The organism is Streptomyces sp. NPDC051136 (genome assembly GCF_044455745.1).
In the GTDB taxonomy this organism is placed as follows: domain Bacteria; phylum Actinomycetota; class Actinomycetes; order Streptomycetales; family Streptomycetaceae; genus Streptomyces.
Window position 1 is genome coordinate 472,511 of sequence record NZ_JBITFE010000005.1, and the last position, 22,803, is coordinate 495,313.

Genomic DNA, 22,803 nt, shown 5'->3' on the forward strand with positions numbered 1-22,803 from the left:
AGCCTGCTTGACGGTGTTCGCGGGGCGGCTTAGCGTGGTCGCGTTCAGAAATATGGACGCCAGTCATGAATATGATGACCTCGTGAATCCACCACGCACACGGAATGGGGAGCGCCCGTGACCTCAGCCCCTCTCGCCGCCCGGCTCACCGTGCCCAGCGGGCCGCTGTTCTTCCCCGTCACCGCGTACGGACCGGACGGCGGTCTCGACCTCGGCGTCTACCGCGCCCATGTGCGCCGCGGCATCGAGGCCGGCGCCGCCGCCGTGTTCGCCTGCTGCGGCACCGGCGAGTTCCACGCCCTGACGCCCGAGGAGTTCGCGGTCTGCGTCCACGCGGCCGTGGAGGAGAGCGGAGGCCGGGTGCCCGTGCTGGCGGGCGCGGGATACGGCACCGCCCTCGCCGTGCGCTACGCCCGCCTCGCCGAGGAGGCCGGGGCCGACGGGCTGCTCGCCATGCCGCCCTACCTGGTGCACGCCGGGCAGGAGGGACTGGTGCGGCACTACCGGGAGGTGGCCGCCGCGACCACGCTGCCCGTGATCGTCTACCAGCGCGACAACGCCGTGTTCACGCCCGCGAGCGTCGTCGAACTGGCCCGCACGCACGGCATCGTCGGCCTCAAGGACGGGCTCGGCGACCTCGACCTCATGCAGCGGATCGTCAGCGCCGTGCGCACGGAGCTGCCCGGCGAGGAGTTCCTGTACTTCAACGGGCTGCCGACCGCCGAGCAGACCCAGCTCGCCTACCGCGCGATCGGCGTCGACCTCTACTCGTCCGCCGTGTTCTGCTTCGCCCCCGAACTCGCCCTCGCCTTCCACCGGGCGCTGCGCGACGGGGACGACACCACGGCCCACCGGCTGCTGGACGGCTTCTACCGGCCGTTCGTCGAACTGCGCGCCCAGGGCCGCGGGTACGCCGTCGCCCTGGTCAAGGCGGGCGTACGGCTGGAGGGCCTGGACGTCGGGGAGGTCCGGCCGCCGTTGCAGGAGCCGACCGAGGACCACGTGAAGCAGCTCGCCCGGATCGTCGAGCGGGGCCGGGCACTGCTCGCCGCGCCGGTGGGTGCGGAGGGGGACCGGTGAAGACCTCGGCGTTCGTCTACCCCTGGGACGTCAACGGCGACCCACAGGCCCCCGCGCGCGTCGCGGACCTCGGCGTGGCGCAGGTGACGCTCGCCGCCGCCTACCACTCCACCCGCGCCCTCACCCCGCGCCACCCGGGCCACCGCGTCGTCACCGCCGAGCACGCGGCCGTCCTCTACCCGCCGGACGCCACCCGCTGGGAGGGCCGCACGCCCCGCCCGTACGCGTCCGGCGACTGGGCGCCCGGCGACGCGTACGGCGAGGCCGCCGCCGCCCTCGCGGACGCGGGCCTGGAGGTGCACACCTGGGTCGTCCTCGCCCACAACTCCCGCCTGGGCGCCGAACAGCCGCACACCTCCGTCGTCAACGCCTACGGCGACCGCTACCCCTGGGCGCCCTGCATCGCGCAGCCCGCCACGCGCGCGTACCTCACCGACCTGGCCGCCGAGGCGGCGGTGCGGCCCGGGGCCCGCGGCACCGAACTGGAGTCGCTCGGCTGGTACGGGCTCGCCCACCTGCACGCCCACGACAAGACCGGCGGGGTGCCCCTCGGGGACGCCGGGCAGTACCTGATGTCGCTGTGCTTCTGCCCCGACTGCCGGGCAGGGTACGGCGCTCACGGCCTCGACGCCGACGCGCTCGCCGCCGCCGTGCGCACCGCGCTGGAACCGGTGTGGCGGGGGACGGTGCCCTCGGACGGGGGCTGGGCGGGCGTCGGGAAGCTCATCGGCGAGACGCCGGCGAACGCCACGCGCGCGTGGCGCGACGACCGGGCCCGCACGCTCCAGGAAGCGGCGGTCTCGGCGGTCCGCGCCGCCGCACCCGACGGCTTCCAGGTCCTGCTGCACGCCGACCCGGTGTCGTACCACTGCGGCGCCAACGCCGGCGTCGACCCCGCGCACATCCTGTCCGTCGCGGACGGCGTGGTGGTGCCCTGCACGGGCGGCGCGGGCCTGCTGACGCCCTTCGCCGAACGAGCCGGTGACGGAACCGTCCTCGCCGCCAACCTCACCGTGGTCTCCGGCATGGGCGGCGCCCCGCACACCCTCGCCGCGGACGCCGCCCGCGCCCGGCGGCTGGGCGCGACGGAACTGCGGCTGTACCACGCGGGGCTGGCCTCGGACGCGGACCTGGAGGCGGTGCGGGCGGGGCTGCGGGTGGGGTGAGGTCCCGTAGGACCGGTGGTGCGGACGGCCGAGGAGATCACCTCCCCGGCCTCCCGCGGAAGGCCGGAACCCAGCGGCGCCAGTTGCGACGCGTAACGCGCGGCAGCGGTGGCGTGTCGGCGGGCAGGAGAGCCGTGTGGGTGCGTATGGACATCTCGTCCACAGGGCCGGGCTCGGGCTCGGGCTCGGGCTCGTCGAGTTTGCCGGCCTCGGGGGTGTACGGCGGACTGCTGCCCGGAGGCGGGCCGAAGGTGCCGGGGGACGGTGTCCCGGACGAGGCGAGCGGTTCGGGTACCGAGGCGCTGCCGTCGAGTACCACGGTGCCCGGGTCCGTCGGTTGTGTCTCGTCGGGCGGCGCGGCGCGGCGGGCGGACAGGGATCTGGTGACGGCGTCGATCCGCTGCCAATCCTGCGGAGCGGGCTGCGGCGACGACTGACGTGCACCGTCCCACGCGAGAGCCCTGCCCTCGTGCTCCACCGTCAGATGGCGGACATGCGCGGGCAGCCATCGCCCATGGGCCAGGAGCCGGGAGATCCGGTCCGTCTCCGCAGCGGGCAGCGTCTTGATCAACGCGTCGATCGAGGGCCGGTGCTCCGGTTCCTTCTGCATGCAGGGTTCGATCAGGGGAACGAGCTGCTCCGGGAGCCCCGGCAGGTCGGGGTCTTCGCGGATCACGCGGAAGGCAGTCTCGACCGCGTTGGCCCCCACGAAGGGACTGACGCCGGTGGCGGCGAAGGCGAGTGTGCACCCCAGCGCGAACACATCACTGGCGGGCCCCACCTCGATGCCCCCCCGGATCAGTTCCGGTGACATGTAGCCCGGCGTTCCCACAGCCACGTTGGTCGCGGTGAGCCGGGTCGTGTCGACGGCGGCCGAGATGCCGAAGTCGATCACGCGGGGACCGTCCGAGGCGAGCAGGACGTTCGAAGGTTTCAGGTCACGGTGAATGACGCCCGCCGAATGGATCGTCTCCAGCGCACCGAGCAGCCCGAGACACAGCGCCAACACCGTGTCCGTGTCGAGCGGCCCAGCCGCCTCCACCGCCTCGAGTACCGAGGGCCCAGGGACATACTCGGTCGCCAGCCACAGATGCTCGTCCCGAAGTCCGCTGGATCCCAGGACAGCGGCGCTGAACCTTCCGCTGATCCGCGAAGCCACCTCCAGCTCGCGCACGAACCGGCTCCGGAAGAGATGGTCCTCGGCGAGCTGATCGTGCAGCACCTTGACCGCAGCCAACTGCCCGGTCGTCGAGCGGCCCAGATACACCCGGCCCATCCCGCCGGAGCCGAGCCGCCCGAGGAGTCGGTAGGGACCGATCTGGACCGGGTCCGAGGCCCGCAGCGTGTGGTCGGGCCCGGGGGCAGCGGTCACTGTGAGCCTCCGGAAGCCCCGGCCCCGTAGAAGATCTGCCTCTTGAACCTGCGGTCCGCCTTCCTGCGCCAGTGCGCCAACAGCAAGCGATTCTCGGTGGTTTCGGACGCGTCGGGGCCCAGCACGCGGTCGAGATCCGGCAGGACGGCGTGGAACTGGCGGATTGCGTCATCCACCGCGCCCTGCACCGCCATCCAGTGGGCCAGCCGAGCCCGGCTGACGACCGTGACCCGGTCGTCTGGGCCGAGCACCCAGGCGAGGTCGCTCACCAGCAGGGTGAACAGCGCCACCGCTGACTCCGGTCCGCCTGTCTCACCGGTCCAGTGGGCGAGCTGGCTGCGGGCGAGTAGGGTCTCGCGGTCGTCGGGGCCGACGACACGGCTCAGGTCCGGCACCACGGCCTCGAACAGCTCCCGGGCCCGGTGCCGACGGCCCGCTGCTCCTGACCACTGGCCCAGTCGCGAGCGGCTGACGAGGGTGTGCCGGTCGTCCGCCCCGAGGGCCCAGGAAAGGTCCGGTACCAGAGCGGTGAGCAGCCGCACGGCGGGCTTCGCGCCACCGGCCCGCCCTGTCCAGTGTGCCTGGTTGAGCCGCCCGGTGAAGGTTTCGCGATCCTGCGCCCCCAGAGCGCGCGACATGTCGGGCACGAGTTCGCCGGTCAGGCGTGCCGCCGCGTCGGGGGCGCCCGCCTCTCCGGTCCAACGGGCCAGTCGTCCCCGGCCGATGAGAGTCTCGCGGTTGTCGGGGCCGAGGATGCGCTCAAGATCGGGGACGACGGACGCCGTGAGCCGCAGCGCCTCGTGGTACTGGCCCGATTCGCCGATCCAGTGGGCGAGTTGGCTCTGACCGACAAGGGTCGCCCGATGGTGTGGGCCCAGTACCCGCGTCATGTCCTTGACGGTTTCGGTGGACAGCCGTAGTGCCTCCGCGGCGTCGCCCTCCCGGCCCGTCCAATAGGCGAGGTTGATACGTCCGATCAGCGTTTCGGGGTTGTCCGGGCCAAAGGCTCGGGTGAGATCGGGCACGACCTCGCTGAGCAGCCGGATGGCCTCGGCCGGCTGGCCCTCCTCACCGCGTCGGCGGCCGAGGTCCCGGCGCGCCAGCAGCCCGTCCCGGCCGCCCGGCGGCCCGGTCGCGCCGGCCTCGACGACGGCGCCGCGCCTGCCGCGTCGCCTGGGGCGGGTGAGGATCAGGAACTCGGCGGTGTCGGTGCCGCACTGTTGAGGCTCGGGCAGGCCCTTCGCAGGCAGGACACGCTTGAGGTGTCGGAACAGGGCACCGAGCGTGACCTCGGCCGCCGAGGTGGCGGGGATGCCGTCGCGCAGGGCGAGCAGCAGCTCGCCGGTGAACGCGGTGTGCCGTTCACCGTCCCGGAAGCGGGCGGGTTCGTTCGCGGCGGCAGACGTCAGGGTGTAGGTCCCGGTGATTTCCATCTGGTCGATGAGCGGTTCGAGCGTGTGCGTGGGAGAGAGACCGCCCGTGATGGCACGCCCCGAGAAACAGCAGTCGAGGATCAACACCCTGTTGCGTGCCGGGCTGGCCAGGAACGCCTCGCGGATGCCCTGGAAGGGGAAGGCTGTGAAGGAGGGGGCGTCGGCTACGGACTTGGCGAGCCCGAGGTAGAGCTCACGCCGTTCGGAGCCGACCATCCCGTGCCCCGCGTAGTAGACGAGGAAGACGTCCTCGGCCTGTCGTGCGGCTTCCAGCAGGGGCAGTCCGAGGTCCCTCGGGGTGGCCGGATCGAGCACGAGACGGGCGGTCTCCGCTGAAAAGGCGCCGGGCCGCCCTTCAGTGAGCAGGCGCTGGAGGTCGCGGACGTTGTTGCACACCGCGGGGACGTTCGGCAGGAGAGGGTCCTCCGTGTACGTCGCTGTACCCAGCAGCACGGCGCGTGAGCGGCTCGGGTCGGGTGGACGCAGCATGGTCAGTCTGCCGGTGAGGACGCTTCGTCGAGGGCGGGGGTGGGGGCGGCGTCGGCAGAGACGATGCCCGGGGCCGGATCGGGATCCGGGTGCAGGGCCGTCCGCAGCAGGTCCTCGACCGCGGTGAGGTTCTTGGCGTGCTCGACCGTCACCTCCGTACGCCTTCCGTCGGGGGCGACCACCTCGACGCGGACCGTGCTGCGGCGGGGCTGTCGCAGATACACGGAGAGAGCCCTGGCCAGTGCGGTCAGTGCGCCTCCCGCGCCGACCGCTACCACCACGATGTCGGTCCAGCCGCCCAGTTCGCCGGCACCGGGCGTGGACGCGGGGGACCGTACCCGCCCACGCAGGAGTGTTTCGTCGTTCAGCCAACCGATGAGGTCCGCAAGGGAGTCGGGCCCTTCGGAGCCGTCCACCGCCAACAGGGATCGCATGGCAGACCGCCTCTCCACGTACACCTGATCGCATCGGACCCGTGGGCGGGCCACCGTATGCCGTGTGTCATCAAAGTGTGCCACCGCGGGATCGGAGAATGGCGGGAATGCCGGAGCATCCGGTAACAGCGAACGGACACGCATCGGTTCGCAGACCGTTCCCGCCGCACACACCCCCGTCCTCGGGCCGACCGCTCCGGCGCCGGGCGGGCGGTCAGCCGGCCGCCATTCCCGCGTCGACCGTCAGGCGTGCCCCGTGACGTGCTTCGACAGGTCGGAGGCCAGGTACAGGAACGCCTGTGCGGCGTCCTCAGGGCTGATCAGCACGCCGGTGGGGTGCAGCGCGGCCGCCTCCGGCTCGGTGAACACGCCCGCGTGGATCGCCTGATCGAGCAATGCGGTGCGGACGGCCCCGGGGCACACGGCGTTGACGCGGATGTTCTGCCGGCGTACTCGACGGCCGCGCAGGTCAGCGCGATCACGCGGCCCCTTCTTCCCGGGTGCCCTTGCCCGCCAGTAATGAATCCACCATGTCCCTTCCGCTCCTGGTCGGGAATGGGAGGTGTCGACATGACAGCGCGTGGCTGCGCCTGGGTTCGTGAGCGGCACAAAGGACTACGGCGACCGCAACGCCACCGCCGTCCCCAGCAGTACCGCGCCCACCGCCGGGAGCAGCAGTCGCAGGTCGGTCAGTTCCACCAGGGCCGCGCCCACGGCCAGGCCGAGGACGTTCGGGGTGAAGACGAGGGTGTCGGCCGTCGCCGTGACCCGCCCGAGGAGCGGGCCGGGCGTCTCCCGCTGGACGGCGGTCAGGGCGGCGATCAGCACCGCGGGCAGCCCCGCGCCGATCGCCGCGCCGCAGGCCAGGGCCACTGCGTCGTACGGGAGCGCCCGCGCGGCCACCGCGATCGCGAGCAGGGCGATCCCGGCGGTGGCGAAGCGCCGGCCGCCCAGTCGCCGCATGGCCGGCCCGGCGACCAGGCCGGCCGCCACCGACCCGGCCCCCTGGACGGCGTACAGCGCACCGGCGTACTCGGGGGAGTGGCCGAGGGCGTTGACGACGGCGTACACCGCGGCGCCGTTGACGCCCGCGCACAGCATCGTGACGCCGCCCGCGAGGACGAGCGGCCGCAGTCCGGGGTGGCCCCACAGGTACCGGGCGCCCTCGGCTGTGTGCCGCCGCCAGTTCCCCGCGGGGCGGCCCGGGGGCGCCTCCCGCACCCGCAGCGCGGCGTACACGCCGGTGGCCAGCACGAACGTCGTCGCGTCCAGCAGGGCCACGGCCGGGCCGCCGTACGCCGCGTACAGGCCCGCTCCGGCCAGCGGCGCCACCAGTTTCATGCCCTCGTTGCAGCTCATGCGCAGGCCGTTGAAGTCCCCGAGCAGCCCGGGGGCGACGGCGGTGGCCACCAGCGCCGACTCGGCCGCGTCGTGGACGACGCCCGACGCGCCGTACACGAGGAGCACCGCGTAGACCAGCCACAGTTCGTCCCGTGAGTCGACGGCGAAGAGCGTGAGCAGCAGGCAGGCCGTCAGCAGGCTCGTGGCGATCAGCAGCGGCCTGCGGCGGACGCGGTCGGCCAGGGTGCCGAGGGCCGGGCCCACGAGCGTCGGCGCCCACATCGCGAGCACGCACAGCGCCGCGAGTCCGTCCGAGCCGGTCAGGTCCTTCACCCACACGCCCGCCGCCAGCCACAGCGCGGAGGTGCCGAAGCCGGACACCACCACCGAGGCGAGACACCAGCCCGCGGTGCGGTCGCGCAGGACCCGGACGACGGGCGGGCGTCCGTCCGGTTGCGCCGAGTCTTCCGTTCGTGCGGTCGTCATACCCGGTCAGCGTGGGCCTAAGGCCCGGACGCGCGCATCGGGCAGGTGCCCTGGTCGCGGCCGCACCGATGAGTTTCGCGGGTGCGGCGGGTCCACCGTCCGACGGAGCAGGCCCCGCACAGCCCGAGGAGCAGCCGATGAGTACCGACCCCGCCACCGACCCCGCCACCCTCGACCTGGGACCGCAGGCCCGGATCCTCGCCCGCCTCGCCGACGGCGTGCGCGACGACCGGCTGGGGGACCCGACGCCCTGCCCCGACCTGGCGGTGCGGAACCTGCTCGGCCACCTCACCTACCTCGCCGTCGCCTTCCGCGACGCCGCGCGCAAGGACCTGAGCCCCACGACCGACACCAGCCCCGGGTCGTCCGTCCCGGACATCGGGCCCGGCTGGCGCGAGGACCTTGCGAAGGCCCTGAGCGAAGTCGCCGACGCCTGGCGCGAGCCGGACGCGTGGACCGGCATGACCCGGGCCGGCGGCATCGACCTGCCCGGCGCCGTCGCCGGCGCCGTCGTCGCCGACGAACTGGTGATCCACGGCTGGGACCTGGCCCGCGCGACCGGCCAGGAGTACGCCCCCGACGAGGCCGCGCTCCGGGCGGCGTACGGACTCCTGGCGGGCGCCGCCGAGGAGTCCGAGCGGGACGAGGGCATGTTCGGCCCCGTCGTCGCCGTGCCCGCCGACGCACCGCTGCTGGAGCGGGCGGTGGGACTGAGCGGACGCGACCCGGGCTGGTCCCGCACCGCCTGACGGCCGGCCGGGCCGGTCCCGGCCGCCGCCGCGGTGCCGCCCCGCCCGGCGAGTGAGGTACCCGGCTTCAACTTTCCTTTGTCAGAAGCATTGACGCGGCCGCGCGCCCCTCTTACCTTCAACGCGTCGTACTTCGTACGTCATATATGAGACGCGATACGCGAGATCTCAGACATCAGAGATCGGTCCGCGCATCCGACGCGAGATTCCGAGAGGCGCGCATGACCTCTGTGCCCACGCCGATCCCCTCCCGCACGCAGTACGTGCTGGAGGAGATCAAACGCCGCATCCTCACCGGCCGGCTGACGCCCGGCCAGGCCCTGGTCGAGACCGACCTCGCCGCACAGTTCGGGGTGTCCAAGACGCCGGTGCGTGAGGCGCTCAAGACGCTGGCCGGCACCGGACTGGTCGTGATGAGCCAGTACAAGGGCGTCACCGTGCGCATGGTGGACGCGGACATGGCGCGCGAGGTCTACGACGTCCGGCTCCTCCTGGAGCCCGAGGCGCTCCGGCGCGCCGTGCGCCGCGGAGCCTCCCTGGACGCCGCACGCGACGCGCTCACCCAGGCCGACCGCGCCACGGACACGGCCGAACGGTCGCTGGCCAACCGGGAGTTCCACCGCGCCCTGTACGTGCCCTGCGGCAACCCGCTGCTCGGCCGGATGCTCGACGAGGTCCGCGACCAGGCGGCCCTCGTCTCCGCCGTCGCCTGGGCCGCCGACCCCTCCTGGGAGCGGGAGGCGGGCGAGCACCAGGAGATCCTGCGCCTCGCCCTCGCCGGTGACGCGGACGGCGCGGCCCGCGCCCTCCACGCGCACATCGCGTCGTTCGTCGAGCGGGCCTTCCCCGAAGCGGGGACCGCGGCCCAGGAAGAGGACGGTCAGGCATGACAGCGACGTTCGAGACCCAGCGGGCGGCCCTGGCCGACGTGGTGGCGATCCCGGTGACCCCGTTCGCCGAGGACGGCTCCGTCGACCCCGCCACGTACCGGGCCCTGCTGCGTCGTCTCCTCGACGGTGGCATCACGACCCTCACCCCGGGCGGCAACACCGGCGAGTACTACGCCCTCGACCCGGCCGAGCGGCGCCTGGTCACCGAGCTGACGATCGAGGAGGCCGGCGAACGCGCGGAGATCCTGGTCGGCGTCGGCCACGACGTGCCGACCGCCGTCGCCTCCGCCCGGCACGCCCGCGACCTGGGCGCCTCCATGGTGATGGTGCACCAGCCCGTCCACCCCTACGTCTCCCAGAGCGGCTGGGTCGACTACCACCGCGCCATCGCCGAGGCCGTGCCCGAGCTGGGCGTCGTGCCCTACATCCGCAACGCACAGCTCCTCGGCACCCGCCTCGCCGACCTCGCCGACACCTGCCCCAACGTCATCGGCGTGAAGTACGCCGTGCCGGACGCCGCGAAGTTCGCCGCGTTCGCCCGCGACGCCGGCCTCGACCGCTTCGTCTGGGTCGCCGGGCTCGCCGAGCCGTACGCGCCCTCGTACTTCTCCGCCGGAGCCACCGGCTTCACCTCGGGACTGGTCAACGTCGCCCCGGCCGTCTCGCTGAACATGATCGAAGCGCTGCGGGCGGGCGACTACCCGGCCGCCATGAAGGTCTGGGAGCAGATCCGCCGCTTCGAGGAACTGCGCGCCGCCAACGGCTCCGCCAACAACGTCACCGTGGTCAAGGAGGCCCTCGCCTCGCTCGGCCTGTGCCGCCGGGAGGTCCGCCCGCCGAGCAAGCCGCTGCCCGAGAGCGAGCGCGCCGAGGTCGCCGCCATCGCCGCGGGATGGTCGATATGACCGGCCCCGCCGGCGCGGCCGGCCGCAGGCGCCCCGAGGAGCTGCGCAGCCACCAGTGGTACGGCACGGACGGACTGCGCTCCTTCAGCCACCGCGCCCGCACCCGCCAGCTCGGCTACCTGCCCGAGGAGCACCTCGGCAAGCCCGTCATCGCCGTCCTCAACACCTGGTCCGACATCAACCCCTGCCACGTCCACCTGCGCGACCGCGCCCAGGCGGTCAAGCGCGGGGTGTGGCAGGCGGGCGGCTTCCCGCTGGAGTTCCCGGTCTCCACGCTCAGCGAGACCTTCCAGAAGCCGACCCCGATGCTCTACCGCAACCTCCTCGCCATGGAGACCGAGGAGCTGCTGCGCTCCTACCCGGTCGACGGCGCCGTGCTGATGGGCGGCTGCGACAAGTCCACACCCGCGCTGCTCATGGGCGCCGCAAGCGTCGACCTGCCCGCCGTCTTCGTGCCCGCGGGGCCCATGCTCCCCGGGCACTGGCGCGGCGAGACCCTCGGCTCCGGCACCGACATGTGGAAGTACTGGGACGACAAGCGGGCCGGCCTCATCGGCGACTGCGAGATGCAGGAACTGGAGAGCGGCCTGGCCCGCTCGCCCGGCCACTGCATGACGATGGGCACCGCCTCCACGCTGACCGCCGCCGCCGAGGCCCTCGGAGTCACCGTTCCCGGCGCCTCCAGCATCCCCGCCGTCGACTCCGGGCACGACCGGATGGCCGCCGCCGCCGGACTGCGCGTGGTCGAACTGGTCCACCGCGACCGGAGACTGAGCGACATCCTCACCGCCGACGCCTTCGAGGACGCGGTCACCACCGTGCTCGGCCTCGGCGGCTCCACCAACGCCGTGATCCACCTGATCGCCATGGCGGGCCGCGCGGGCGTCACCCTCACGCTCGACGACTTCGACCGCATCGCCCGCACCGTCCCGGTGCTGGCCAACGTCCGCCCCGGCGGACAGACCTACCTGATGGAGGACTTCCACTTCGCCGGCGGCCTGCCCGGCTTCCTCTCCCGCATCACCGACCTGCTCCACCTGGACCGGCCCACCGTCTCCCACGACACCCTGCGGGAGCAGCTGGACGGCGCCCTCGTCCACCACGACGACGTCATCAGGACCCGCGACAACCCGGTCGCGGACGAGGGCGGAGTCGCCGTCCTGCGGGGCAACCTCTGCCCGGACGGCGCCGTCATCAAGCACATCGCGGCCGAGCCGCACCTGCTCAAGCACACCGGCCCCGCCGTCGTCTTCGACGACTACCGGACCATGCAGCGCACCATCAACGACCCGTCGCTGGACATCACCGCCGACAGCGTGCTGGTGCTGCGCAACTCCGGCCCCAAGGGCGGTCCCGGCATGCCCGAGTACGGCATGCTGCCCATCCCCGACCACCTGCTCAAGCAGGGCGTGCGGGACATGGTCCGGATCTCCGACGCCCGGATGAGCGGCACCAGTTACGGCGCCTGCGTCCTGCACGTGGCCCCCGAGTCGTACGTCGGCGGACCGCTCGCCCTGGTGCGCACCGGCGACTCCATCACCCTCGACGTCCAGGCACGCTCCCTCCAGCTCAACGTCGACGACGCGGAACTGGAACGCCGCAGGGCCGCCTGGACCCCGCCGCCCGCCCGCTACGAACGGGGCTACGGCGCGCTCTACAACGAACAGATCACCCAGGCCGACACCGGCTGCGACTTCGAGTTCCTCGCCCGCCCCGGCACGGTGCAGGACCCCTACGCGGGCTGAACCGCCGGGCGGATCCGCGCACACCCCTGCCGGTTGAGAAAGCGCTTCCCGTACGGCGCCCGCCCGCCGCGACGCCCGACCCCCGCACGACGTACCAGAACGGAGAACTGTCATGGCCCAAGCCGCAGCCGTGGCGAAACCGCCCGCGCCACCCCGGCGGCGCCGTGCCTCGGCCACGCCGCGCAGGCTCCCGTACCTGCTGATCGGACCGGCCGCCCTGCTGATGCTGGGCTTCATCGCCTACCCGGTCATCAGCGTCTTCTACTACAGCCTGCAGCACTACAACCCCACCAAACCGTGGCGGGACGGTTTCGCGGGCCTCGACAACTTCGTCAAGATCTTCACCGACGACGCGGTGTTCTGGGACACCCTCGTCTTCAGCGCCAAGTGGGTCTTCGTCGAGGTCGGACTGCAACTCCTCTTCGGTCTGGCGCTGGCGCTCATCGTCAACCAGACCTTCGTGGGGCGCGGCATCGGGCGGGCCCTGGTCTTCTCCCCGTGGGCCGTCTCCGGCGTGCTGACCTCGGCGATCTGGGTGCTGCTCTACAACTCCCAGACCGGCGTCACGCGCTACCTGGCCGACATGGGCATCGGCTCGTACGGCACCAGTTGGCTCTCCGACACCTCCACCGTGTTCTCCGCGGCGGTGGTAGCGGACCTGTGGCGCGGCGTGCCCTTCTTCGCGATCCTCATCCTCGCCGACCTCCAGTCCGTCTCGAAGGACCTGTACGAGGCCGCCGAGGTCGACGGCGCCAGCCGGCTCAAGCAGTTCTGGCACATCACGCTGCCGCACCTGAAGGACGCCATCATCCTGTCCACGCTGCTGCGCGCGGTGTGGGAGTTCAACAACGTCGACCTGCTCTACACCCTGACCGGCGGCGGACCCGCCGGCGAGACCACGACGTTGCCCCTGTACATCGCCAACACCAGCGTCGACGCCCACGACTTCGGCTACGCGTCGGCCCTCACCACGGTCGCGTTCGTGATCCTGCTCTTCTGCTCGATCGTCTACCTGCGGCTGAGCAAGTTCGGAGGCGAGAACAAGTGATCACCAAAGAGGCCACGGCGGCCGCCCCCGCCCCCTCTCCCGCGCCGGTCGCCCCCGCGCCGCCGCGGCCGCGCAGGAAGCGCCCGGCCTGGGACGAGGTGCCCCGCTGGCAGATCTACCTGCCGCTCGGGATCTACCTGGTCTTCACCCTGATCCCGTTCTACTGGATCGTGCTCTTCGCGGTGCGCCCGGCGGGCTCGACCTCGCTCCTGCCCTGGCCGATGACCACCGAGCACTTCGAGAAGGTGTGGACCGACCGCGGCTTCGGCACCTACTTCCAGAACAGCGTGTACGTCGGCCTCGCGACCCTGGTGATGACCACGCTCGTCGCCCTGGCCGGCGGCTACGCCCTCGCCCGGTTCGACTTCAGGATCAAGCGCGGCTTCATGCTCGCCCTGCTCTGCTCCCAGTTCGTGCCCGGCGCGCTGCTGCTCGTGCCGCTGTTCGAGATCTTCGCCGGGCTCCAGATGATCAACTCGCTGGGCAGCGTCATCATCGCCGAGACGGTCTTCCAGCTGCCGCTGTCGATCATCCTGATCAGCAACTTCATCAAGAACGTGCCGTACTCCCTGGAGGAGGCCGCCTGGGTCGACGGCTGCGGACGCTTCCGGGCCTTCCGGATCGTCGTACTGCCACTGCTGCGGCCGGGCCTGATCGCGGTGGGCTCCTTCGCCTTCGTGCACTCCTGGAACCACTTCCTGTTCGCCCTGATGTTCCTCAACAACCAGCACAAGCAGACCATCCCGGTCGGTCTCAACTCCCTGATGAGCGCGGACAGCGTCGACCTCGGCGCGCTCGCCGCCGGCGGCATCGTCGCCGCCGTCCCCGTCGTGATCGTCTTCGCTTTCATCCAGAAGTGGCTGATCACCGGCTTCAGCGCGGGGGCGGTGAAGGGATGAGCCCGGTTCCCGTCGTCCTCGCCGGCGCCCGCGGCCACGGCCGCTGGCACGTCGCCAACATCCGCCGCCTGGAGCGGGCGGGAACGGTCCGGCTCGCCGGCATCTGCGAGCTGACCCCGCTGACCGAGGAGGAGGCAGGGGGAGAACTCCCCGAGCAGTCGGCCGACTTCGGCGCCCTGCTCGACTCCACCGGCGCCCGGATCGCGGTGATCTGCACGCCGATCCCCACCCACACCGACCTCGCCCTGACCGCCGCCCGGCGGGGCGTGCACCTGCTGCTGGAGAAGCCCCCCGCACCGTCGTACGCCGAATACCGGCGGATGGCCGACGGGGTCGCCGAGGCCGGGGTGGCCTGCCAGATCGGGTTCCAGTCGCTGGGCTCGCACGCCGTGCCCGCCATCCGGGAGCTGGTCGCCCAGGGCGCGATCGGCGAGGTCGTGGGCATCGGCGGGGCCGGTGCCTGGGTACGGGACGAGGCTTACTTCCGCCGCGCCCCGTGGTCGGGCAGGCGGCGGCTGAACGGCGCCGACGTCGTCGACGGCGCGCTCACCAACCCGCTGGCGCACGCCGTCGCCACCGCCCTCGCGCTCGGCGGCACCGCCCGCGCCGAGGACGTCACCGGCATCGAGACCGAGCTGAGCCACGCCAACGACATCGAGGCCGACGACACCTCCTGCGTGCGGATCGGCACCGCGCGCGGGCACCGCGTCACCGTCGCCGCGACCCTGTGCGCGGAGCGGGCCGGCGAGCCGTACGTCCTGGTGCACGGCTCCAGCGGACGCGTCACCTTCTGGTACAAGCAGGACCGCGTCCTGCTCCAGCGCGGCGGCCACGGCCCCGAGGAGTTCCACCTCGGCCGCACCGACCTGCTGGAGAACCTGGCCGACCACCTCGCCACCGGCGCCCCGCTGCTGGTGCCGCCGGACGAGACGGGCGCCTTCATGCGGGTCGTCGAGGCGATCCGCCGGGCCCCCGACCCGGAGCCGCTGCCCGCCGCCGCCTGGCGCCGCCTTCCGGACGAGGCGCGTCGCGTGGTCCCCGGCGTCGACGCACTCGTGGCCGCCGCCGCCGACACCCTCTCCCTCTACTCCGAGCTGGGCGCGCCCTGGGCACCGCGCACCGAGCGCCCGCGCCACGAGGTGAGCACCCGATGACCGGCAACGACTCCCCGGTACTGCGCGTGGCGGGCCGCCCCGTCGCCCGGTACGTCACCCGGCCCGAGCTGCCGTATCGGCTCTCGCCGCGCCCCTGCCTGCACCCCGTCACCACCCTGGCCGGCACGGCCGTGACCGAGTTCAGCCCCGCCGACCACCTCCATCACCTCGGCGTCGGTGTCGCCGTTCCCGACGTCGAGGGGCACAACTTCTGGGGCGGGCGCACCTACGTCCGGGGCCGGGGGCCGACCGAGCTGGACAACCACGGCACCCAGCGGCACACCGCCTTCCAGCTGCGCGACCCCGACGGCTTCGTCGAGGAGCTGCGCTGGGTCGCCGGCGGCGCCGAACTGCTCCGCGAGCGCCGCACGGTGGCGGCCACCGAACTCACCGCCACGGCCTGGGCACTGGACTTCACCTTCTCCCTGACCAACGTCACCCCGGACCCGATCACCTTCGGCAGCCCCGCCACCAACGGGCGCCCCGGCGCCGCCTACGGCGGCTTCTTCTGGCGGGCCCGCAAGGAGAGCGCGGCGCCCAGGGTCTTCACCGCCGACCGGGAGGGCGAGCGGGAGGTGCACGGCCGCGGCGCCGACTGGCTCGCGCTGAGCGGGGAGACCTGGTCGCTGGTGTTCGCCGGCGCCACCGGACGCACCCGGCGCGACCCGTGGTTCGTGCGCACCGAGGAGTACCCGGGGGTCGGGTCCTCGCTGGCCCACGACGACCGGGTGGCCGTCGCCCCCGGTGACACCCTGGTCCGCAGGATCGTCACCGTCGTCGCCGACGGCCGGCTCGACGCCGACGGCGCCGCCGCCCTCGTCCGCAAGGCGGTGAGCCCGTGAGTGCCGGCGGGATCACCCCGGACACGGCTCCCGGGACCACGGGGACCGCGGGGACCTACACCAACCCCGTCCTGAACGCCGACTGGTCCGACCCGGACGTCGTGCGCGTCGGCGACGACTTCTACCTGACCGCCTCCAGCTTCGGCCGCGTCCCCGGACTGCCGCTGCTGCACTCCACGAACCTGGTCGACTGGACCCTGGTCGGGCACGCCCTGGAGCGCCTGGAGCCGGAGCGGGAGTTCGCGAGGCCCCGCCACGACTGCGGCGTCTGGGCGCCGTCCCTGCGCCACCACGCCGACCGCTTCTGGATCTTCTGGGGCGACCCCGACCAGGGCGTCTTCCAGGTCAACGCCCCCGGCATCCGGGGCCCGTGGACCGCGCCCCACCTGGTCAAGGCGGGCAAGGGCCTCATCGACCCCTGCCCCCTGTGGGACGAGGAGACCGGCGAGGCCTACCTCGTGCACGCCTGGGCCCGCTCCCGCTCCGGGATCAAGAACCGGCTCACCGGTCACCGCATGCGTCCCGACGGCACCGGACTCCTCGACGACGGGGAGGTGATCGTCGACGCCGACCGGCTCCCCGGCTGGTTCACCCTGGAGGGCCCCAAGCTCTACCGGCACGACGGCTGGTTCTGGATCCTCGCCCCCGCCGGATCGGTGGAGACCGGCTGGCAGGGCGCCTTCCGCTCCCGCGAGTTCTTCGGACCGTACGACGAGAGGGTCGTCCTCGAACAGAAGGACACCGACGTCAACGGCCCCCATCAGGGCGGCTGGGTGCGCACGGCGGCGGGCGAGGACTGGTTCCTGCACTTCCAGCAGCGCGGCGCGTACGGGAGGGTGGTCCACCTCCAGCCGATGACCTGGTCACCGGACGGCTGGCCGGTCCTCGGGGACGACGGCGCCCCGGTCACCGAGCACGCCCGCCCCGCCCTGCCCCCGCAGCCGCCCGCCGCGCCCGCGACCGACGACGACTTCCCCGGCGGACGGTACGGCCGCCAGTGGTCCTGGACGGCCAACCCCCGCGAGGGCTGGGCCACCCGGCACGCCGGGGACGGGCTGCGGCTGGCCTGCGTCCGCTCGGCCGACGCGCACGACCTGCGCCTGCTGCCGAGCGTGCTCACCCAGCGCTTCCCCGGCAGCCCGGCGGTGATCGAGGTCGAGCTGCGGCTGGACGGCACGGAACCCGGCGCGCGGGCCGGGCTCGCGGTGCTCGGCGACGCCTACCGCTGGATCGGGCTCCAGCGGGACACCGACGGGACCGTGCACCTGGTGCACCGGTTCGCCGAGTCGGTGGCCGAGGCCGAGCGGGACGCCGACCGGCCGCGCCCCGCACCCGGCGGGCGGGCCCGGCTGCGGATCGAGACGCTGCCCGGAGCGCGCTGCCGCTTCTCCTACGACCTCGGCGACGACGACCCCGGCGACGGCCCGCACTCCGTCGGCCGGGAGTTCGCCGCCACCCCCTGGCGCTGGGTCGGCGCACTGCTCGGCCTGTTCGCCCTCGCACCCGCCGGCCACACGGACGCGGGCACCGCCACCTTCACGCGGTTCCGCGTCGGGCCCCACTGAACCCCCACGTTGTCGTTCCACCGCTTCGTTCCACCGCTTCGTTCGATCCGGAAGAAGAGAGCCGACCAATGAGGATCAGCATGCTCAGCAGCAGAGACAAGGGCACGGCCAGGCGCCGGACCTCCTCCGCCGTCGCCCTGGGAGCCGTGCTCGCGCTGACCGCCACCGCCTGCGGCGACGACGGCAGCGGGGCGGGCGGCGACAAGGGGGCCGAGGGCAGCGGCAAGGGCAAGATCGTCTTCTGGGACAACAACGGCGGCATCCGCACGGCCGTCTGGAAGGAGATCATCGCCGACTTCGAGAAGGCGAACCCGGACATCGACGTGGAGTACGTCGGGATCGCCGCGACCGAGTACCAGTCCAAGGTCGACACCGCCATCCAGGGCGGCGGCCTGCCGGACGTCGGCGGTGTCACGGCGTCGATGCTCGCGGGCTTCTCCGCGCAGGGCGCCCTGGAGCCGCTGGACGACCGGCTCACCGGGTCTCCCCTGAGCGACAAGCTCAACAAGGACATGGTCGAGTCCCTGAAGGCCGCGGGCGGTGGCGACGGCACCCTGTACTCGATGCCGACCTCCGCCAACAACGGCGTCCTCTACTACCGCACCGACCTGTTCGAGAAGGCCGGTCTCGACGCGCCGACGACGTGGGACAAGTTCTACGCCGCCGCCGAGAAGCTGACCGACGCGGGCAAGAACGAGTTCGGGTACACCATCCGCGGCGGTTCCGGCTCCATCGCCCAGGCGTTCGACGCCATGTACGGGCAGTCCGGCATCACCTCGTTCTGGGACGCCGACAAGAAGAAGACCACCGTCAACGACCCGAAGAACGTCGAGGCGCTGGAGAAGTACGCCGCGCTCTACAAGAAGGTCACGCCGGCCGCCGACGTCAACAACGACTTCGCCAAGATGGTCGCCCAGTGGGACACCGGCACCATCGGCATGGTCAACCACAACCTCGGCTCCTACCAGGACCACGTGAAGGCGCTCGGTGTCGGCAAGTTCCGCGGCATCCCGCAGCCGGCCGGCGCCTCGGGCAAGCGGGTCCAGGTGTCCAACCCGGTCGACGGGCTCGGCATGTTCAAGAGCTCGAAGAACAAGGAGGCCGCCTGGAAGTTCATCGAGTTCGCCACGTCGAAGGAGCAGAACTCGAAGTTCAACGAGTCGGCCGGGCAGGTGCCGTCCAACACCGAGGCCGCGAACGACGCGTGGATCCAGAAGGCCGAGCCGACGAAGCTGGCCGCGCAGGCGCTGAACGACGGGTCCACGACCATCGTCCAGCTGCCCTACTACCTGCCGGACTGGAACACGGTGTCCAAGTCGGAGAGCGAGCCGGCGTTCCAGAAGGTGCTGCTGGGTGACATGAGCGCGAAGGACTTCCTGAACGGGCTGGCCGAGAAGCTGAACGAGGCGCAGGCCGAGTGGACGGAGCAGAGGGGTTAGTCGGCCGTTTCGGTTTCGCCGTGGGCGGTCCGTCGTTCGTCGCGGGCTGCGGGCCGTCCGTGGCTCGTCGCGCAGTTCCCCGCGCCCCCAGGGGGTGTCGTTTGGATCTTGTCGTGGGTCGCGGGGTCCGGCACCAGGGCACCGTCGCCCGGAGCCGACCTGATCCAAACGACACCCCCCCAGATGTCTTTTCCAGCCCCTCGCCGAAAGGTGACCCGCGTGTCACTCAGCCGAAGACAGGTCACTGCAGCCGCCGTCTCCGCCGTTCCCCTGGCGTTCGCCGCCACGCAGACCGCCCACGCCGGCGGGCGTCACCACCCCCGCACCCTCTACATCGCCGGGGACTCCACCGCCGCGCAGAAGTACTCCGACGCCGCGCCCGAGACCGGGTGGGGCATGGCGTTGCCCTTCTTCCTCAGCAAGGATCTCCGGGTCGCCAACCACGCGGTGAACGGGCGGAGTTCCAAGAGCTTCGTCGACGAGGGGCGGCTGGACGCCGTCCTCGGGGCGATCCGGCCCGGTGACCTCCTGCTGGTCCAGTTCGCGCACAACGACGAGAAGGCCGAGGACCCCACCCGCCACACCGAGCCCTGGACGACGTACCAGGAGCACCTGCGGCGGTACGTCGACGGGGCGCGGGCCCGAGGGGCGCGGCCGGTGCTGGCCACGCCCGTCGAGCGGCGGCGGTTCGACGCGCAGGGCGACGCGGTGCCGAGCCACGGGGAGTACCCGGCGGCGATGCGGGCGCTCGCGCGGCGGGAGGGCGTGGCGCTGCTCGACGTACAGGCGCTGTCGCTCGCGCTGTGGCAGCGGCTCGGGGCCGAGGCGACCAAGGCGTACTTCAACTGGACCGCCACCGAGCAGGACAACACCCACTTCAACCCGCCGGGCGCGATCGCGGTCGCCCGGCTCGTCGCCCGGGAGCTGCTGCGCACACGCGTGCTGGCGCACCGGGACGTGGGCCGGCTGGACGAGGAGATCCCCGAGTCCTGGATCGGCTGGCCCGCACCGGCCACCGCCTGACCCCCGCACGACACCCCGCACATCACCCCGAGAACCAGGGAGAACCGCACCATGAGCCGCACCATGAGCACCCGTAGATGGCATGGGCATGCCACACACAGAACCGCCGCCCTCGTCGGCTGCACCGCCCTCGTCCTGAGCCTGACCGCCGCCACGGCCGAGGCCCGCCCCGGGCACCACCCCCGGGACACCGCACGGCAGACGCTGCCCGCCCACGACGGCTGGGCCTCCCAGGGCACCGGCACCACCGGCGGGGCCGACGCCGACGCCGAGCACGTGTACACCGTCTCCACCTGGGCCGAGTTCAAGGCCGCCCTCGCCGCCGGCGGCACCGCGCCCAGGATCATCAAGGTCAAGGGCGCCGTCGACGCCGTCTCGGAGGGCTGCGAGGCCTTCGCCGCTCCCGGCTACGACTTCGACGCCTACCTGGAGAAGTACTCCCCGGAGAGCTGGGGCAGGGAGACCGACCTGAGCGCCGAGCCCGACGACAGCCCCGAGGGGCTGCGCCGCGCCTCCGCCGCACAGCAGGACCGGTCCATCAAGGCGAACGTGCCGCCCGACACCACGATCATCGGCGTCGGCCGGGGCGCCGCGCTCAAGGGCGCCAGCCTCCAGATCAAGGACGTGGACAACGTCATCGTCCGCAACCTGACCTTCGAGAGCCCCGTCGACTGCTTCCCGCAGTGGGACCCGACCGACGGGGACCAGGGCAACTGGAACTCCGAGTACGACAGCGCCGTGGTGTACGGCTCCACCCACGTGTGGCTGGACCACAACACCTTCACCGACGGCGAGCACCCCGACAGCGCGGCGCCCACCTACTTCGGCATGCTCTACCAGCAGCACGACGGCCAGCTGGACATCGTCAAGGGCGCCGACTACGTCACCGCGTCCTGGAACGTCTTCGCCGACCACGACAAGACCGTCCTGATCGGCAACAGCGACAGCGAGTCCACCGCCGCCGTCGACCGCGGCCACCTGAGGGCGACCTTCCACCACAACCTGTTCCGCAACCTCGTCGAGCGCGCGCCCCGTGTCCGCTTCGGCCAGGTCGACGTCTACAACAACCACTTCGTGGCCTCGGACGACTACGCCTACAGCTTCGGCGTCGGCAAGGAGTCCGCCCTCGTCGCCGAGCACAACGCCTTCACCCTGCCGGCCGGAGTCGGCCCAGCGAAGGTGCTCAAGCGCTGGAACGACGCGCCGCTCAGCGCCGCGCACAACCGCGTCAACGGCCGCACCGTCGACCTGATCGCCGCCCACAACGCCGAGAACCCGGCCGCCCCCCTCCGCTCCGGCGCGGGCTGGAAGCCGACGCTGCGCACCGGGGTCCTGCCGTCCCTGGCGGTCCCCTTCGTCGTCGACCACGGCGCGGGCGCGGGCCGCCTGCGCTGACGCCCGCCCCACGAACCGGGCCGGGGCGCCCGCACCGCCCCGGCCCACCCCGCCCGCCCCCGTCCGCCCCGAAGGAGCACCCGCATGCACCGCCCCGCCCCCTCCCGCAGAGGCTTCCTCCTGACGACCGCCGGCGCGGGCGCCGCCCTGGGCCTCGGCCTCACCGCCGGGCCCGCCGCCGCCGGCACCCGGCCCCGCCCGCACCCCTTCGGCCGCTACGGCTCCCCGGCCGCCCGCCGCACCCCCAGGACCCTCTACGTCGACCCGCACGGCCGCGGCGACTTCACCTCCGTCCAGGCCGCCGTGGACGCCGCCGGAGGTGACGGCTGGACACTGGTCCTCGCCCCGGGCACCTACCGCGAGACGGTCTCCGTCGACGCCGACCGCACCGGAGCGACCTGGATCGGCGCCTCAGGGGACCCGCGCGACGCCGTCATCGTGTACGACAACGCGGCCGGCACGCCCAAGCCGGACGGCTCCGGCACCTACGGCACCAGCGGGTCCGCCACCACCACCGTGCGCGCCGACGGCTTCACCGCCCGCGCGCTCACCTTCGCCAACGACTGGCTGCGCGCCGACCAACCCGACTGGACCGGCACCCAGGCGGTCGCGATCAAGGTCATGGGCGACCGGTCCGCCTTCCACGACTGCCGCTTCCTCGGCCACCAGGACACCCTCTACGCCGACACCCGCGACCTCGCCTCCTTCGCCCGCCAGTACTACGAGCGCTGCTACGTCGAGGGCGACGTCGACTTCGTCTTCGGCCGGGCGACCGCGGTGTACGAGCACTGCCACTTCCGCACCCTGGTCCGCCCCGACCTCGACGCGGCCCCGTACGGCTTCGTGTTCGCGCCGTCCACGGCGGGCGCCAACCCGCGCGGCTACCTGGTGACCGGCGGCCGCGTCAGCAGCGAGGCCCCTGCCGGCTACTACAAGCTGGCCCGCCCCTGGGTGCCCAGCTCCGACCCGACCGCCCGCCCGATGCTCACCGTGCGCGGGACCCGTCTCGGCGCGGGCATCGACGCGGCGGCGCCGTACGCCGACATGCGGGACGCGTACCCCTGGCAGGAGCAGCGGTTCGCCGAGTACCGCAACACCGGGCCCGGCGCCGAGGTCGTCGTCCCGGAGAACCGGCCGCAGCTCACCCGCGCGGAGGCCGCCCGGCACACCCGGGAGACGTACCTCGGCGACTGGCGGCCTGACGACCGGCAGCCGCACCGCGGACGGCACTGACCGGCCCTCCCCGCGGCGGTACTTGACCCGCTTGACGCGATCTTTGCCAGATGCGGGGGTGCGAATCCGGCCACGGGTCTCGCGCTCACCCGGGTGACGCGCGTAGAAACCTGTG

The 22,803-nt window shown here is 72.7% G+C and carries 20 protein-coding genes; 15 read left to right on the forward strand and 5 right to left on the reverse strand.

What is annotated here, in order from left to right:
• Positions 1-117: 117 nt before the first annotated feature.
• Both ACIBCJ_RS17435 and ACIBCJ_RS17440 read left to right on the forward strand, forming a co-directional pair.
• Positions 118-1,080 carry a 5-dehydro-4-deoxyglucarate dehydratase gene (locus ACIBCJ_RS17435; RefSeq protein ID WP_362103636.1) on the forward strand — a complete coding sequence of 321 codons (963 nt, stop codon included), beginning with the start codon at positions 118-120 and terminating at the stop codon, positions 1,078-1,080.
• Positions 1,077-2,246: a hypothetical protein gene (locus tag ACIBCJ_RS17440; RefSeq protein WP_365980266.1), complete on the forward strand. Its 1,170-nt coding sequence runs from the start codon at positions 1,077-1,079 to the stop codon at positions 2,244-2,246. The genes ACIBCJ_RS17435 and ACIBCJ_RS17440 overlap by 4 nt, the downstream gene beginning before the upstream one ends.
• 37 nt (positions 2,247-2,283) lie before the next feature.
• On the opposite strand, the gene ACIBCJ_RS17445 is transcribed toward ACIBCJ_RS17440, so the two are convergent.
• The 5 genes from ACIBCJ_RS17445 to ACIBCJ_RS17465 all read right to left on the reverse strand — a co-directional run bounded on the left by ACIBCJ_RS17445 (position 2,284) and on the right by ACIBCJ_RS17465 (position 7,801).
• Complete coding sequence (locus ACIBCJ_RS17445) at positions 2,284-3,618, reverse strand: serine/threonine-protein kinase (RefSeq protein ID WP_365980267.1); 1,335 nt, start codon at positions 3,616-3,618, stop codon at positions 2,284-2,286.
• On the reverse strand, positions 3,615-5,540 hold the full coding sequence (locus ACIBCJ_RS17450) for a tetratricopeptide repeat protein (protein WP_365980268.1): 1,926 nt from the start codon (positions 5,538-5,540) through the stop codon (positions 3,615-3,617). Before ACIBCJ_RS17450 ends, ACIBCJ_RS17445 begins: the two co-directional genes overlap by 4 nt.
• A 2-nt stretch (positions 5,541-5,542) precedes the next feature.
• Positions 5,543-5,974 (reverse strand): hypothetical protein, encoded by a 432-nt coding sequence (locus ACIBCJ_RS17455; RefSeq protein WP_365980269.1) that lies wholly within the window; start codon positions 5,972-5,974, stop codon positions 5,543-5,545.
• 243 nt (positions 5,975-6,217) lie between these two features.
• Positions 6,218-6,583 carry an SDR family oxidoreductase gene (locus ACIBCJ_RS17460; RefSeq protein ID WP_365980271.1) on the reverse strand — a complete coding sequence of 122 codons (366 nt, stop codon included), beginning with the start codon at positions 6,581-6,583 and terminating at the stop codon, positions 6,218-6,220.
• Between the two features lie 6 nt (positions 6,584-6,589).
• Positions 6,590-7,801, reverse strand: a complete 1,212-nt coding sequence (locus tag ACIBCJ_RS17465; RefSeq protein WP_365980272.1) for an MFS transporter — start codon at positions 7,799-7,801, stop codon at positions 6,590-6,592.
• 137 nt (positions 7,802-7,938) lie between these two features.
• Here ACIBCJ_RS17465 and ACIBCJ_RS17470 point away from each other — a divergent pair, with 137 nt between their 5' ends.
• From ACIBCJ_RS17470 to ACIBCJ_RS17530, 13 genes are all read left to right on the forward strand, one after another.
• Positions 7,939-8,550 carry a TIGR03086 family metal-binding protein gene (locus ACIBCJ_RS17470; protein ID WP_365980273.1) on the forward strand — a complete coding sequence of 204 codons (612 nt, stop codon included), beginning with the start codon at positions 7,939-7,941 and terminating at the stop codon, positions 8,548-8,550.
• Positions 8,551-8,771: 221 nt separating this feature from the next.
• Positions 8,772-9,440 carry a GntR family transcriptional regulator gene (locus ACIBCJ_RS17475; RefSeq protein ID WP_127893774.1) on the forward strand — a complete coding sequence of 223 codons (669 nt, stop codon included), beginning with the start codon at positions 8,772-8,774 and terminating at the stop codon, positions 9,438-9,440.
• Entirely contained in the window at positions 9,437-10,345 is a 909-nt protein-coding gene (locus ACIBCJ_RS17480; RefSeq protein ID WP_362103640.1) for a dihydrodipicolinate synthase family protein, read from the forward strand. The genes ACIBCJ_RS17475 and ACIBCJ_RS17480 overlap by 4 nt, the downstream gene beginning before the upstream one ends.
• Positions 10,342-12,090 carry an L-arabinonate dehydratase gene (araD, locus tag ACIBCJ_RS17485; protein WP_362509529.1) on the forward strand — a complete coding sequence of 583 codons (1,749 nt, stop codon included), beginning with the start codon at positions 10,342-10,344 and terminating at the stop codon, positions 12,088-12,090. The genes ACIBCJ_RS17480 and araD overlap by 4 nt, the downstream gene beginning before the upstream one ends.
• A 112-nt stretch (positions 12,091-12,202) precedes the next feature.
• Positions 12,203-13,138 (forward strand): sugar ABC transporter permease, encoded by a 936-nt coding sequence (locus ACIBCJ_RS17490; protein WP_362103642.1) that lies wholly within the window; start codon positions 12,203-12,205, stop codon positions 13,136-13,138.
• Positions 13,135-14,037: a carbohydrate ABC transporter permease gene (locus tag ACIBCJ_RS17495; RefSeq protein ID WP_362103643.1), complete on the forward strand. Its 903-nt coding sequence runs from the start codon at positions 13,135-13,137 to the stop codon at positions 14,035-14,037. The genes ACIBCJ_RS17490 and ACIBCJ_RS17495 overlap by 4 nt, the downstream gene beginning before the upstream one ends.
• Complete coding sequence (locus ACIBCJ_RS17500) at positions 14,034-15,191, forward strand: Gfo/Idh/MocA family oxidoreductase (RefSeq protein WP_365980274.1); 1,158 nt, start codon at positions 14,034-14,036, stop codon at positions 15,189-15,191. Before ACIBCJ_RS17495 ends, ACIBCJ_RS17500 begins: the two co-directional genes overlap by 4 nt.
• Positions 15,188-16,033, forward strand: coding sequence for a PmoA family protein (locus ACIBCJ_RS17505; RefSeq protein WP_365980275.1), 846 nt, complete (start codon positions 15,188-15,190; stop codon positions 16,031-16,033). The genes ACIBCJ_RS17500 and ACIBCJ_RS17505 overlap by 4 nt, the downstream gene beginning before the upstream one ends.
• The gene (locus ACIBCJ_RS17510) at positions 16,030-17,598 is read left to right on the forward strand and encodes a family 43 glycosylhydrolase (protein ID WP_365980276.1); all 1,569 of its coding nucleotides are present in this window, start codon (positions 16,030-16,032) and stop codon (positions 17,596-17,598) included. Before ACIBCJ_RS17505 ends, ACIBCJ_RS17510 begins: the two co-directional genes overlap by 4 nt.
• A 68-nt stretch (positions 17,599-17,666) precedes the next feature.
• A complete protein-coding gene (locus ACIBCJ_RS17515; RefSeq protein WP_365980277.1) occupies positions 17,667-19,037 on the forward strand; it encodes a sugar ABC transporter substrate-binding protein in 1,371 nt (456 codons plus the stop codon).
• A gap of 219 nt (positions 19,038-19,256) precedes the next feature.
• Positions 19,257-20,060 carry a rhamnogalacturonan acetylesterase gene (locus ACIBCJ_RS17520; protein ID WP_365980278.1) on the forward strand — a complete coding sequence of 268 codons (804 nt, stop codon included), beginning with the start codon at positions 19,257-19,259 and terminating at the stop codon, positions 20,058-20,060.
• A 63-nt stretch (positions 20,061-20,123) separates the two neighbouring features.
• On the forward strand, positions 20,124-21,455 hold the full coding sequence (locus ACIBCJ_RS17525; protein ID WP_365980306.1) for a pectate lyase: 1,332 nt from the start codon (positions 20,124-20,126) through the stop codon (positions 21,453-21,455).
• Positions 21,456-21,539: 84 nt separating this feature from the next.
• Positions 21,540-22,688 carry a pectinesterase family protein gene (locus ACIBCJ_RS17530; protein ID WP_365980279.1) on the forward strand — a complete coding sequence of 383 codons (1,149 nt, stop codon included), beginning with the start codon at positions 21,540-21,542 and terminating at the stop codon, positions 22,686-22,688.
• Positions 22,689-22,803: the final 115 nt, after the last annotated feature.